This is a genomic window from Candidatus Nitrospira nitrosa, assembly GCF_001458735.1.
GTDB classification, from domain to species: Bacteria; Nitrospirota; Nitrospiria; order Nitrospirales; family Nitrospiraceae; genus Nitrospira_D; species Nitrospira_D nitrosa.
Map to the genome: position 1 here is coordinate 329178 of NZ_CZQA01000008.1, position 13082 is coordinate 342259.

Below are 13082 nucleotides of genomic sequence, written 5' to 3' on the forward strand. Positions count from 1 at the left end.
CTACCCCTTCATCCCAGTCTTATCGAGTGCCAATTCCCCAGATGCATCGGTGGAGCCGATAGTCTTGCCCAGAATGCCCATCACAAACGGGCATCGCAACATTCCACTGGACAGTTGAGGCGCTTGTTCGTCTTCCACATGGCGGCGATCACCAAGATAGTACCCGTACAACGCCATGATGGCTGTCACGATTGCCCCCATGGCCACTGCCGAACCGGTCGTGATCATCGGCTGACGCAGGACAAACAACAGCAACCCCATCGCGACCAGGTAATAGGTCGAGGCAAAGGCCATCCCAGGCCACCACCAGTATTTCACTAGCTCACCTGGTGCCATCCGGCGAAGCGTCTCCGCCCACGGAGTCGATGGATAGAGCCCACCAAAATACGCACAGAGTGTCAGCCCTCCGCCAAGAACGGTCACGGCGAACAACTGGACCAACGCCGCTCCCTGAACATCCTCAATGAGCATCCCCGGAAAGGCTGCCAGCATACCCAAACCAAGTCCGGCAAGGATCCACGGCCCCAGCTGCCCGATCTTGTGCTGTAGCAGCACCCGAAGCGGAGTGCCATCCGGAAACGTGAGAAAGGGCCGCCCCATCTGTGCGAGCCGACGCACATGCCCAATCTCAAATGCATCGCGTGCGACGGATGTACAGGAGATGATGATGGCCATCATCGCCGGTCCATCAGGATGCTGGAGATAGCTATAATTCATAATCCACAAGAGAGTCAGCACCAAGAGAGAAAGCTGAATACCATAGACGGCACCGATCCATCCGACGAGCCAACTGAGCAACCGGACGCCATCATGGCGTATGATCTCCGACCAGGGCGCAGCACGCCCGACCCGATAAGCCAAGACCGCCGTCACCATGGCGACCAGCGCACTCACAGCCAAGAGCACCAGCGGCTCAGCAATTGGAACAAGATGTTTGGCAAGGCGATAGACCCCGAAGGCAATCAGCCCAGGGACAAACATCACGATGCGTTTTTTCTTGCGCACGGCCTCTTCCGTTACCGCCAAACTCAAGCTCGGAAGTACCCGCAGCGCCATTCGATGAAGCATGCTGAACCTGTTAAACGTGAAAGATAAAAGGTGAGAGGTGAATCATTCTTGTCCTCCTACTTTTCACCTTTCACGTCTTTTGAGCGCCCATCCCAAAATATTTCGCTTTAATCTCTTCCATCAGCGACACGGTGATGCGAGACAATCCGCGATCTGTCGCGGTTCGTTCAAGTTCAACCCGTGCCATCGCGCGAACAGGGGCTGGCACCCGGTCCAATCGCCGTTCCGCTTCCGGGTCCCATTCGATGCGTTCTCCCGTACGGGGACGGAGCAACGTTTCATAGGTGACCACTCGTTCTCCTTGACTACGGAGATGTTGCTCCACCTCATCTCGAACCAGCGGTGCCACATAGGGCGGCATGCGGGCCAATCGATGCAGCGCCTCATCGGTCCAGAATAATCGATCGATGAGCCCTCGAGTCTGACCCTCCGGCACATCGACACCGACTTTCAACCCACAGCCTCGGCACTCCGAGCGGATGAACCAGAACGCACCAGCTTCACCACCACGTTCCTCAATCCCCTCGGTATGCATCCAGCGACCACACCCGCAGGTCAGCATAAATCCTCAAGCTGTCAGCTGACAGCTATTAGCTGTGAGCCATCATCCGATCTTGCCTGGGTACAGGATGTATAACATCGTATAGGTGAAACTTCCGGTCATAAAGAGCACACAGTAGATGACCATCGTGAATCGGCCCAGCGCCCGATGCCGCCGTGCGCCGTCCGGCCAGATTCGCTGGATCGTCATCTCAATCGCGAACACAAAGGCGACGAGTGCAAGGAAGATCAGGTAGACCTCCATCTTGCGCATCGAAAATCCGGCAGTCGCCACGCGCGAAAAAAACAACCCCAATACGATCACGGCCACGACACCGAACACGATTCCGATCTTCTTCCACGTGGTCATGAGCCGTGACTCCCGGAGCGACCGCACCCCGTCGATGAATTGCTGAGAACGAAACCCCAAGACCATCATATACACCGCCATGATCAGCCCGATGATGACAAGGATGATATGGAGCGTCAGGACAGGGATGAAGACGTAATCATAGAGCGATTGTGACCCACCGAACCCTTCCTTCCCCTCAAAAGCCAGAACCCCCAGCTGCCGAAAGAGATAGTACGCGATAAAGAAGCTCAACATGGCGATCATGCCGCCCAACATCAGCCAATGGTGCGCATCGGCCTTTCGCTTGCGTGCCTGAAACCATCCGATGACAAAGAGTCCGGTAAAGAGCGTGGCCATCAGCTGACTGAGGTCCGCTCCGACCGTCGCATGGGTCCCAAAGAATCCCGGTTCTCGCAACCAATCCATCGCCTACTCTTCGTCGCTCGTCGCTTGTGAAACGTATCTCGTCATCGTGCCCATAGTCGTCTTGCCGCAAGTTGCGCTTCACAAGCGCTACTTCACGTTTCACGCGATTTCACCCCCTGCACCACCGCCGTCTTCTCCAGTTCCACCACAGAGCTGAACCCGGCCGCGTAGAGCCATTGCATCGCTTCACTGGCTTGGAAGCAGCTCCCCTTCTGGGTGTTGACGAGAATGTGGACGGCAAAGGCCGTCGTCCAGGCAGGGCCTGTCCCGGCTTCGTCCAAGAATCGATCCTTAATGACCAACCGCCCACCCGGCACCAGAGCGCCATATACCTTTTTGACCAGATCCTGATTCATTTCAAAGGTTTGATAATGCAGAATATCCGACATCAGGACCACGTCGTAGGGTCCACCGAGCGGATTCCGATTGAAGTCGCCGGGGTGCAGGGTGATCCGTGATTCCAGACCTGCCTCTTTCACTGTTTTTTCCGTCAGCTTCAGCGTTTCCGGAAGGTCGAAAACAGTCGCATGCAGGTCGGGATACACCTGGCAGAACGCAATTGCATTCGTCCCGGCGCCACCGCCGAGATCACACATCCGCTCACGCCCAGCCAACTTCAACCGCTTGGCCAAATCAGGGCCACTCTGCTGGCCAATACGATTCAGTACCGCCAGCACATGGCTACCCAACTCAGGATCAGTCTCGAACACATGGCGATCCACCGTCCGCTTCCCCGTACGAATCGTCTCTTCCAGTTTGCCCCAGTTGTTCCACTCGGCGTCGTGTAAGAGCAGCAAATGGCCGACATACTGCGGCGACGACCGGACCAAATACTTGATCGCGATCGATGAGTTCCCGTACAGCTCCGCTTCTTTCGTCAGCAGCTTCATCGCGACCAGCGCATTTAAGAGAAGGCCCAGGGTAGGAGGATCGGCCTGCAGTCGTCCAGCAATGTCCTGATCGGATTTCGGCCGTTCATCGATGGCCGAAAAGACATCCAGTTTCACGGCCGTGAGTAGGATCTTGGTCTCCCAGTAATAGCCGAGCTGAAAGATTTCCGCGAGTGAGAGTTCTCGTGACACACCAGCCCCCTTGGACACAGAAAACAGCCCAGAAACAAGGATCTTACCTAGATCAGAAACGAAAAGACAAGGCAGGGGATTTGCCGCTTGAGGCTAACCCGATTACGTTGAAGCCCCTTGGAAACGACGAAAGGACTGGCTTTGGTAAAACGGCAGTCATCGGGAAATACACGACCCGTCACGCGTCTTCCAGCTGTATGACTTCCACATGGACTCTGGCGGTGCCCTGTTCCACAAACCCTAGTTGTTCAGCGGCGCCTCGGCTGAGGTCAATGACCCGCTTGCCGGAATCGGGGTTGTGATCACTCGGAAAGGGACCACGGTCATTCACTCGGACAACGATCGACTTGCCGTTTTCCAGATTCGTCACCTGCACATGGATCGGCAGCGGCAAATATTTATGCGCTGCCGTCAGTCCATTGGGATTGAAGAGTTCACCGTTCGCCGTCATGTGGCCGCCCGGCAGACGCCTGGTTTCCTCCCCGTACCACGAGGCCAAGCCCGTTTCCTCGTACGTCTGTGCATTCACCATGTTCATCGGCACGTACTGCTGGCCCTTGACGGTGTAGGGCGCCGCCTTGACCCGCCCTAGCCGGATCGCCTCTTTCACCGGAAGCCCATCGATGGTCTGAATATCATCTCGGATCAAGGGATACTCCAATGGGGCCCGGACCACTTCAAAGGTAAATTTCCCGATATGATAGACCAGCCTGCTCGCCCCCTTCGTCAACTCATACGCTCCGCTCACCACCCAGATCGTGCCTTTAACCGTCTTTTTCACGACACGATAGCCGGTTTTGGCAACCGAAAAGGTCCCCTTGAGTACGGAGAACGCCCCGTCAATGACGGAGCAGGAGGCATTAGTCAGAAGAGTAGGGACAAGGAGCAGTAGGAGGGCAAGCCTCGTTCGTCGCAGCACTTGATCCGCACCTCCGGCCATGAGGAAATGGAAGATCATAAACCGCCCCTCTCAACTGGATAATCCGGTCATGACCGCACTATGTATCACATCAAAAAGCTGAGACGGATAAAACCCTGAAACGAGAAAGCCTGTGTAGGAAGACTCTGTGGGGGAAATGGGCTGAAAACACGAAGGGCAGCGGGTTGCCCCGCTGCCCTTCGATGACTCAGACTTGCTGAAACGATCTTACTTGATTTCAGCCTGGAGCTTGGCAGCCCCACCATCAGTCACATCCACTTCGAACTCGACCTTCTTGCCCTTTGCGGCGAATGGATGCCAAGCAATCACCTTATGCTTGCCGGCCGGCACATCCTTGATCTCGAACGAACCATCGTCCTTCGCCACGGCGAAGTGTGCATTCGACACCGGGAGGAAGAAGGACTGCATGAACTCATGTTGGTCGCACTGCAAGCGGTAGTACCCTTCCTTCTCCGCACCGCCACGGAAGGTCACCGGCTTATCCAACTTATCGCCCTTCTTTGCGAGACCGATGTTGAAACCAGTCGCGGAAGAGCTTCCCTTCACGGTAAAGCTGTGGGGATTGTGCAGCACGCCGGCCACCGACTTAGGATCTTCGGCATCGGCATCGGTGTTTTCAACTTTGAATGGGCGGGTATTCACCACCACGCCACTGAACGGCTGGAAATCACAGAACGCTGCCACGACTTCCGTTCCGGCATAGCCGTCCATCCAGGCCTTATCCTCGATGTCCACAACGGCCACGACAGCACCCTTCAATCCGCCGTCCTTGCTCACTTCGATCTGCTTCAAGAACCGCTTATCGCCATCCGCTTTGCTCTTGTCAGGAATCTGGGGACAGAACTTCGGGTTCGGGAACTTGGAGAAGAGAAATTCCTTCTGCTCCGCCTTCCCGGCAAATGTCACCTTCCCCGAAATCGTTCCGCCGGCGTACGAGGTGAGAGGCGCCGCGACCAAGGCGACGGCTGCGACACCAAACATCATTGATAACGCACTCTTCATTGGACTGCCTCCTTGTAATTAACGAACATCCTGCCTCCGAACCAACCCGTCTCTCTGGTTTTCATTCACCAAAGTTCTTCTGATTCAGGCCCTATTGTACCCTCGGTCACACTGTGACGAGTCGAGATAGACCGAGTATGTATATGAAATCTTACCGTCCGCTGTCAACCGAAACAAGAGGGACCTGAATGGGCCATCCAGAGTAGCTATTTCCACATCGTCCTGGTACATTTGGCAGAAATTGCACGTCTAGGTGAACCTCCGACTCATGTCACATCCCTCGCGTGAACCACAATGATCGCGTCAACTGTCTCTACCGGCGGGCTTAAACGTACCTACCCGGTCTATGTCACGGTGATGCTCTTCAGCATTATCGTGGGAAGCGCCGTGATCGGAGTACCGTTATTTGGTTTCCTCTATGGATACACGTGGTTCGACTGGACGATGTTCGCGCTCCTCTATGTCATCACGGGATTAGGCATTACCGTGGGATACCACCGCCTCATCTCACACCGCAGCTTCAGCTGTCCTGATGGGATCAAGGCTGTCTTACTCATCGCCGGAGGATGGGCGCTTCAACAGTCCGCGCTCAAGTGGAGTGCCGATCACATCCGCCACCACGCGGCCTGCGACCAGGATGCAGATCCCTACAACGCGAAGCTTGGGTTCTGGCACAGCCACTGTGGATGGCTCTTTGCAGACAAGAAGTACTCGGACGAAAAATATGCGACCAGGCTTCGGCAAGATCCGGTCGTGATGTGGCAACACCGATACTACACCCTCATCTTCCTCTCGGGATTGGCGTTCCCATTCCTGGCAGGCTATCTGTACAACGGCTGGGTTGGGGGGATGAGCTGCTTTATGTTGGCCGGTATCGGCCGAACCTTCGCCGTACTGAATTCGACATTTTGTATCAACTCAGTCTGTCATCTGTGGGGAAACCAACCCCATGGCCAAGCAGATTCAAGTCGAGACAGCTGGGCAGTTTCCCTGCTGACATTCGGTGAGGGCTATCACAATTACCATCACACCCATCCAACGGACTACCGCAACGGTCCCCTCTGGTACAACTTTGACCCATCAAAATGGGTGATTTTCACCCTTTCCCTCCTGGGGTTAGCCTGGTCCCTTCGGACAGCCAATGCAGCTGACCCGCAGGCTTCGAACCTATAATCTTTCACCGAATCTCGCTCAATCAGAAAAGAGAACAGGGAAGGACTGCCTGCTTAGTATTTCCGTAATGAGATAGGCGGGAGCTTCAATACAGCTTCGCGAGCGGCGGCCCATAAGGCCTCCATCATCGCCAAGAGATCCGGAGCCGTTCTGGCCAAGAGCTTGACGGCAAGGCCTGGTACCGGTGGGGTTGAGACGCCGCCTAATACGGCTCCTGGCTTGGTATCCAAGAGCGCAGCAATGGTCGACTCCAATCCAGTCCAGACCTCTGGGGCCAGTGCGTCGTTCACGACGTAGAACGAGGCCACATAATCCCATTCCTCGGCCAGACCGACCACCCCTAAGTCCGTTGCCGGATCAAGGGCATATCGCTCGAGCAGCGAATTCCCGTTGGCCGTCGTGATTAGGATTTCGTTTTCCAGGTCGGTAAAGGCCCACCGTTCTCCCCTCGCAATGCGGCCTGAGGCAAGCGCATCCCACAAGAAGAGGGTTGCGCCAGGCCCAACCGTAGCCCTAAGACTCTGCCGAAACCGAGATCCGGCAAAGGGAATCGTATGCTCAGGAAACCATTCGAGAATCGCGCCGGGCTCGACCGCGATGGCGACATGCTGTTCAGATACCAGGCCTTCAGTTTGATACACCCGGTTGGCTGAGGGAGCTGAAATGATGACATGCGCATGCTGCTCCACCGTCATATCAAGGGACAGATGGTCACCCCCAACCAGACCACCGGATGGATTGACCAGTAAGGTATAGGCAGACCCGGTATCGTCGAGATAGATAGGGGGCAGCAGTTTCCAGGGCGTAGTGAAATACGAGTGAGAGATCACCGTACGGTGATCAAGCTTTGTGTACGTCAGCTTCAGCTCACCGACCCGTCCGACTAACTCTGTCGCAAACCGTTCAGGAGATTTTTTCTTCCGGACAGACGTACGTGTTCCAGACGATGCCCTTGGTTGAGACGTACCCGTTTTCCGAGCCGCCCGCTTCCGCTGTCCCTGCTCTGTCGGCATGGTCATGAACGCTTGACTCGTTGCGGGATGCGTTGCTCAACCCACGCCACCACCGCATCCATCCCCTCGCCGGACAGGATATTGGTGAAGGCAAAGGGAAGCTCCCCACGCATCTTACGGGCATCCCGATCCATGACGGAAAGATCTGCGCGCACATGCGGGGCCAAATCCATTTTATTGATGACGAGGAAATCAGATCGCGTGATTCCCGGTCCACCCTTCCGTGGAATTTTGTCACCACCGGACACATCAATCACATAAATGACATAGTCCACCAGTTCGGGGCTGAACGTGGCCGCAAGATTATCCCCGCCGCTTTCCAAGAAGATCAGCTCAACATCCGGATGCCGGCGCAACAGATCATCGATGGCTTCCTGGTTATGGGATGCATCTTCACGGATCGCCGTATGGGGGCAGCCCCCTGTTTCCACACCAAGAATCCGATCGACCGGAAGTGCGGCACGCTTGGTCAGGATTTCAGCATCAATTTTTGTAAAAATATCGTTGGTCACGGCTGCAAGGCTGAAACGATCGCGCAGCCGCTGACACAATGCTTCCACGAGCGCCGTCTTTCCCGATCCAACCGGCCCGCCAATACCAATGACCGGAATACCTTGTTTCCTCGCCTGAGTCGGAGTCCAATTGTGATTATGTTCACGATTGAGATCATGCATGTTTACGCCTTACGAGCAGATAGCAAAGACTAGACGAGCCCTCACCACCTGTTCCGTTCCTTTCTTAGGTCTGACGATGTTCGCAGGTCTCCCATTAAGAGCGAAACAGTCTCCACTCTAGAGAGCCATGACGCATCGCATAAATATCTTGGATAGGTGACCACGAGCTCATTGCCGTATCGAGGTCAACCTCCCGACTAATCCGTTCAATCAATGGAAGCCATTCGCTCAGGATACGCTGGCCCTCATGTTGACCGATAGGACTCAGCCGCATCGCGGAGGAGATGAACCCCACGGCCGTTTGGTACAAGAAGGCGCCGGCGGTTTCTTCAGGATTCCAGCCACACGAACCCATGGTAAGTCCAAACGTCACCGCGAGATGACCTGGGGCGCGATCGGCTTCTACTTCATCACGATATTCATTCAGGATCGACTTGGCTCGCATCTGATCCGCCGCGACCCTGATCACTTGTCGCCCCATCTGGCGGCTGGCCATGCGCGATTCTCGACCAAGCTTGGTCGCCTCAAGCGCTCGATCGATCTGAACCGCAACCTGCAGCAATCCCTTCGAAGCCGCGCGATTCGCTTGCTTGACGGCAAGCACCTCCCGGCGGCTCATCCCGCCACGCAGCAGATCCTCAACATACTTGGCCAGCTGATCGGACGTCTTGACAGCCCCGCCCTGGACCGCTGCTTCCAGCCCTGAGGAAAAGGCATAGCCTCCGGATGGGAAAAACGTATCGACGAACCGTAACCCTTCAAGCAATGCGGGGGTATTCATGTTACACGAGGAAAAGACAACAACAGCCGGCCGACTACCGTGACAATCACTCCAAACCAATAGTCGAGCCGGCTGTCTTGTTTCTTAGAACAGTTGATACCGTTGAGCCAACGGCAACACAATGGCCGGCTCACAAATGAGCGGCACACCATCCGCGGTCACAACGTAGGTCTCTGGATTCACTTCCATTTTCGGAAGTGCGTCATTCAGCTTGAGATCGCGCTTGCCGATGTTCCGGCAGTTCTTGACCGCCGCCACCCGTCGCTGCAAACCAAGCCGCTTTGGAATCTCATGATCTATAGCCGCCTGTGACAGGAAAGTGAAGCTGGTGCTCGTTAACGCACGGCCAAAAGCGCCGAACATCGGCCGACTGATGGTCGGTTCCGGTGTTGGGATGGATGCATTCGGATCACCCATCTGAGCCTGTGCGATAAATCCATTTTTCAAGACCATCTCGGGTTTTACCCCGAAGAACTCCGGCTTCCAAATCACCAGGTCCGCTATTTTCCCGACTTCTACAGAACCAACTTCATGGGCAATACCATGTGTAATGGCCGGATTGATCGTATACTTGGCCACATACCGCCTGGCACGGAAATTATCGTTCTGATCGGAGTCTCTCCCACTAACCGGCTTGAGGTGTCCCCGCTGAACCTTCATCTTATGCGCCGTTTGCCACGTTCTCGTGATGACCTCTCCGATGCGACCCATGGCCTGTGAGTCCGATGACATGATGCTGATCGCACCCATATCATGCAGGATGTCTTCCGCGGCAATGGTTTCACGTCGGATACGGGACTCAGCAAATGCGACGTCTTCCGGGATCCGTGAGTTGAGATTATGACACACGATCAACATGTCCAGATGCTCGTCCATCGTGTTGATCGTAAACGGCATCGTGGGATTCGTTGAAGACGGCAGCACATTCGGCTCTCCGCAAATCTTGATGATGTCCGGCGCGTGACCACCACCCGCACCTTCCGTGTGGAAACTGTGGATCGCTCGCCCCTTAATCGCCTTGATCGTATCTTCGATATATCCGGCTTCATTGAGTGTATCGGTGTGGATGGCGACCTGCACATCGTAGCGGTCAGCCACGCTCAAGCAGGTATCGATGGCCTTGGGGGTTGTTCCCCAGTCCTCGTGCAGCTTCAAGCCGATCGCGCCTGCTTCAATCTGCTCGTTCAAGCCCTCGGGACGCGAGGCATTGCCCTTCCCTAAGAACCCAAGATTGATGGGAATACCTTCCGAGGCTTCCAACATCCTATGGATGTTCCAGGGGCCAGGCGTACAGGTCGTGGCACTGGTTCCGCTTGAAGGACCCGTTCCACCACCGATCATCGTGGTCAAACCAGCCGATAACGCCTCCCAACATTGCTGTGGGCAGATGAAATGGATGTGCGTATCCAGTCCACCAGCCGTGATGATCTTGCCTTCGCCGGAAATCGCTTCCGTTCCTGGGCCGATTTCCATACCTGGAGTCACACCCGGCATGAGATCCGAATTGCCCGCCTTACCGATCCCGACGATCCGGCCGTCCTTAATGCCGATGTCAGCCTTGATGACGCCGGTGTAGTCAAGGATGAGGGCGTTCGTGACTACACAGTCGAGCTGCCCGCTGGCGCTGGTCGCACGAGCAGACTGCCCCATGCCATCACGAATGGTTTTTCCGCCGCCGAAAACGGCTTCTTCTCCGGGGACGGTCCGGTCTTCTTCGACTTCGATGATCAAGTCCGTATCGGCAAGCCGGACACGGTCGCCGGTCGTGGGTCCATACAGAGATGCATATTGTTTGCGTGGAATTTTCACCGGGCGCCTCCTTTTCCAAATCCGCGATCAGCGGCGAGTCCAACAGCCTTGGCTTTGACTTTCGGATCATCCAACAACCCTTCGGTCAATCCATTCACACCCTGAGCCAGCCGGTTACCGGCAAGAGCCACGAGCGCCACCTTCTTTTCTTCGCCCGGCTCAAAGCGGACTGCCGTGCCGGCCGGAATGGCGAGCCGGAACCCGAAGGCCTGCTCGCGGTCAAACTTGAGCGCGCGGTTAGACTCGAAGAAATGGCAGTGTGAACCGACTTGTATTGGACGATCACCCAGATTCTTGACTGTCAGGTCTTTCGTTTCCCGTCCCTTGAATACCTCGATATCACCGCCGACCGTCGTTATTTCGCCAGGGATGATCGGAGCGTTCAACTCAGCCTTGACTGCCGCAGCTAACGCTTCCCTTGTTCTCGTGGTTGCATCCTGGAGCTTCTTCTGCTTCGCCGCTCCCGCGCCACTGACCCTCGTAATCAAGGATTCATTTGCGGCAAACACCATACCAGGGTGAGCTGAATTGCTGAGGAACGACGCCGCTCCAACCCCAGCCGCCACACGTCCGCTGTTCGCGAGAAACTGGCGCCGGGACGGGCCAGCTTTCTCGGAAGCCGCTTCATTTCCAATATCCTTTCCAGGAACTTGGGGCTCGTTCATTTTCATGTCACGTCACTCCTTCTTCATGCCGGGTTGATATGCAACCCTTCGTTAAGGTTCCTACGAATTTACGGAATCGGATTGTGAACGGTCACGAGCTTGGTTCCATCTGGGAACGTCCCTTCGACCTGAAAATCACGAATCATCTCCGGCACGCCGGGCATGACATCATTGCGTGACAGAAGCTTCGTCCCGTAGGTCATCAATTCCGCAACCGTTTTGCCTTCACGAATTCCTTCCAATACGGCAGCGGTCATATAGGCGACAGCCTCCGGATGGTTCAGCTTGAGACCGCGCCTCTTGCGGTCGCCCGCAACCTGCGCCGCCACATAAATCATCAGTTTGTCCTGTTCTCTCGGACTTAGACGCATAGCTCCTCCTCTCTAACAGATGAGATTGGTTTCTACTTCAAGACACGCATCGAACGACACTAGACTACTGCTGAGAACAATGACTTGCACACACATCAGAATCTCTAACTAAAAGACCGCGCGAATAAATAAGCAATGCAAACAAAAATGTCAACAGCCAAACGGTTCACTTGTTGGCTTCTTTAGCACAGCATATCTCTAACTCAAATGACCCCCAAAGATAGCCCACAGGGTTCAGGAGCACAGCTTTCGCCCAATCCGCAGAAGCAAGCCTATCGCTATCCTATGCCTACTATCCCACTGTACAGAGCAGCTCGCAGGCTCAATTCCCCGTAGCCGACCGTGCCAACGTCACCAACATCCAGAGGCCTACCGACACGCTGGCAAGACTGGCTGCTCCCTGCACGCCCCTGAACAGTCGCTGATTGAGCGATCGTGAATAAATAACCGGAATACTGATCGTCAGACCGATCATCATCATACCGATGATCGAACCGATGCCGAAGATCAGAATCGACAAGAGTCCCGACGTCATATCGGTTGTCGTCGCAAGAATCATCAACATCAATGCCGCTGATCCGGCCAACCCGTGCGCCATCCCGATACAGAGAGGACGGATCGACTCCACGATCCAATGCCGATGACCGTGACCTTCTTGTCGTTGATGGCTATGGAAGTGTACGTGCTGCTCGCCATCGTGCTGATGGCTGTGCACGTGCCATCGCTCCCGATAGAGTTTTCTGGCGAGCGTCCCACCGAGAATAATCAGGAGCAGGGCGACTCCCGCTTCGGCGGCCATTTCGAATTGAGCAGGAATGTGCAGTCCCCAGGCAAGCACGACCGATCCGACAAGTAGCAGCGTCAGGGTATGCCCGATTCCCCACCATAATCCAACCGCTCCCGATGCCAGGAGCGAGGGTCGCTCGGCAAGCACAGTCGACACCGCCGCAAGATGGTCGGTATCCAAGGCATGCCGGAGCCCAAGCAGGAAGCCAACCCCAAGTAAGGTCAACAATTCTGTTTCAGGCATACAATGCTAAGAGAAGCTTGCTCATGGATGACCTTCTCCACTACGAGCAACCAGCCCTGCACGGAGCGCATACAGATATAACTGAACCTTCTAGTAAATCGCCCCATACAATAACACGGTTGACACCGTAGCCGAATCTACCAAAAATTTCAAATC

14 protein-coding genes are annotated in these 13082 nt (G+C 55.3%); 1 reads left to right on the top strand and 13 read right to left on the bottom strand.

Translation table 11 applies throughout. From position 1 onward, the window contains the following. From COMA1_RS10330 to COMA1_RS10355, 6 genes are all read right to left on the bottom strand, one after another. A complete protein-coding gene (locus COMA1_RS10330) occupies positions 1-1068 on the bottom strand; it encodes a hypothetical protein (RefSeq protein WP_090747911.1) in 1068 nt (355 codons plus the stop codon). Positions 1069-1138: 70 nt separating this feature from the next. Next, entirely contained in the window at positions 1139-1630 is a 492-nt protein-coding gene (locus COMA1_RS10335; RefSeq protein WP_090747914.1) for a PCP reductase family protein, read from the bottom strand. Positions 1631-1672: 42 nt separating this feature from the next. After that, positions 1673-2386 carry a DUF420 domain-containing protein gene (locus COMA1_RS10340; RefSeq protein ID WP_090747917.1) on the bottom strand — a complete coding sequence of 238 codons (714 nt, stop codon included), beginning with the start codon at positions 2384-2386 and terminating at the stop codon, positions 1673-1675. A 92-nt stretch (positions 2387-2478) separates the two neighbouring features. Then, on the bottom strand, positions 2479-3468 hold the full coding sequence (locus COMA1_RS10345) for a methyltransferase (protein WP_141654298.1): 990 nt from the start codon (positions 3466-3468) through the stop codon (positions 2479-2481). Between the two features lie 178 nt (positions 3469-3646). Continuing rightward, complete coding sequence (locus COMA1_RS21840) at positions 3647-4426, bottom strand: septal ring lytic transglycosylase RlpA family protein (RefSeq protein ID WP_218055358.1); 780 nt, start codon at positions 4424-4426, stop codon at positions 3647-3649. Positions 4427-4615: 189 nt separating this feature from the next. Continuing rightward, the gene (locus COMA1_RS10355) at positions 4616-5410 is read right to left on the bottom strand and encodes a hypothetical protein (protein WP_090747923.1); all 795 of its coding nucleotides are present in this window, start codon (positions 5408-5410) and stop codon (positions 4616-4618) included. A gap of 294 nt (positions 5411-5704) precedes the next feature. Here COMA1_RS10355 and COMA1_RS10360 point away from each other — a divergent pair, with 294 nt between their 5' ends. Beyond that, on the top strand, positions 5705-6583 hold the full coding sequence (locus COMA1_RS10360) for an acyl-CoA desaturase (RefSeq protein ID WP_090747926.1): 879 nt from the start codon (positions 5705-5707) through the stop codon (positions 6581-6583). A gap of 53 nt (positions 6584-6636) precedes the next feature. On the opposite strand, the gene COMA1_RS10365 is transcribed toward COMA1_RS10360, so the two are convergent. From COMA1_RS10365 to COMA1_RS10395, 7 genes are all read right to left on the bottom strand, one after another. Next, positions 6637-7602 (bottom strand): urease accessory protein UreD, encoded by a 966-nt coding sequence (locus tag COMA1_RS10365; protein WP_090747929.1) that lies wholly within the window; start codon positions 7600-7602, stop codon positions 6637-6639. Further along, entirely contained in the window at positions 7599-8270 is a 672-nt protein-coding gene (gene ureG / locus COMA1_RS10370; protein ID WP_090747932.1) for an urease accessory protein UreG, read from the bottom strand. Before ureG ends, COMA1_RS10365 begins: the two co-directional genes overlap by 4 nt. A gap of 94 nt (positions 8271-8364) precedes the next feature. After that, positions 8365-9051 (bottom strand): urease accessory protein UreF, encoded by a 687-nt coding sequence (locus COMA1_RS10375; RefSeq protein ID WP_090747935.1) that lies wholly within the window; start codon positions 9049-9051, stop codon positions 8365-8367. An 84-nt stretch (positions 9052-9135) separates the two neighbouring features. After that, positions 9136-10860: an urease subunit alpha gene (ureC, locus tag COMA1_RS10380; RefSeq protein ID WP_090747938.1), complete on the bottom strand. Its 1725-nt coding sequence runs from the start codon at positions 10858-10860 to the stop codon at positions 9136-9138. Continuing rightward, positions 10857-11531: an urease subunit beta gene (locus tag COMA1_RS21845; RefSeq protein WP_281176245.1), complete on the bottom strand. Its 675-nt coding sequence runs from the start codon at positions 11529-11531 to the stop codon at positions 10857-10859. Before COMA1_RS21845 ends, ureC begins: the two co-directional genes overlap by 4 nt. Positions 11532-11593: 62 nt before the next feature. Next, entirely contained in the window at positions 11594-11896 is a 303-nt protein-coding gene (locus COMA1_RS10390) for an urease subunit gamma (RefSeq protein ID WP_090747941.1), read from the bottom strand. Positions 11897-12218: 322 nt separating this feature from the next. Continuing rightward, entirely contained in the window at positions 12219-12926 is a 708-nt protein-coding gene (locus COMA1_RS10395; RefSeq protein ID WP_090747944.1) for a HoxN/HupN/NixA family nickel/cobalt transporter, read from the bottom strand. Positions 12927-13082: the final 156 nt, after the last annotated feature.

What these genes read in the sequence shown, in the direction of transcription:
- COMA1_RS10330 (WP_090747911.1), bottom strand. Translation starts at nt 1,068, where the DNA reads ATGCTTCATCGAATGGCGCTGCGGGTACTTCCGAGCTTGAGTTTGGCG.
- COMA1_RS10335 (WP_090747914.1), bottom strand. Translation starts at nt 1,630, where the DNA reads ATGCTGACCTGCGGGTGTGGTCGCTGGATGCATACCGAGGGGATTGAG.
- COMA1_RS10340 (WP_090747917.1), bottom strand. Translation starts at nt 2,386, where the DNA reads ATGGATTGGTTGCGAGAACCGGGATTCTTTGGGACCCATGCGACGGTC.
- COMA1_RS21840 (WP_218055358.1), bottom strand. Translation starts at nt 4,426, where the DNA reads ATGATCTTCCATTTCCTCATGGCCGGAGGTGCGGATCAAGTGCTGCGA.
- COMA1_RS10355 (WP_090747923.1), bottom strand. Translation starts at nt 5,410, where the DNA reads ATGAAGAGTGCGTTATCAATGATGTTTGGTGTCGCAGCCGTCGCCTTG.
- COMA1_RS10360 (WP_090747926.1), top strand. Translation starts at nt 5,705, where the DNA reads ATGATCGCGTCAACTGTCTCTACCGGCGGGCTTAAACGTACCTACCCG.
- COMA1_RS10365 (WP_090747929.1), bottom strand. Translation starts at nt 7,602, where the DNA reads ATGACCATGCCGACAGAGCAGGGACAGCGGAAGCGGGCGGCTCGGAAA.
- ureG (WP_090747932.1), bottom strand. Translation starts at nt 8,270, where the DNA reads ATGCATGATCTCAATCGTGAACATAATCACAATTGGACTCCGACTCAG.
- COMA1_RS10375 (WP_090747935.1), bottom strand. Translation starts at nt 9,051, where the DNA reads ATGAATACCCCCGCATTGCTTGAAGGGTTACGGTTCGTCGATACGTTT.
- COMA1_RS21845 (WP_281176245.1), bottom strand. Translation starts at nt 11,531, where the DNA reads ATGAAAATGAACGAGCCCCAAGTTCCTGGAAAGGATATTGGAAATGAA.
- COMA1_RS10390 (WP_090747941.1), bottom strand. Translation starts at nt 11,896, where the DNA reads ATGCGTCTAAGTCCGAGAGAACAGGACAAACTGATGATTTATGTGGCG.
- COMA1_RS10395 (WP_090747944.1), bottom strand. Translation starts at nt 12,926, where the DNA reads ATGCCTGAAACAGAATTGTTGACCTTACTTGGGGTTGGCTTCCTGCTT.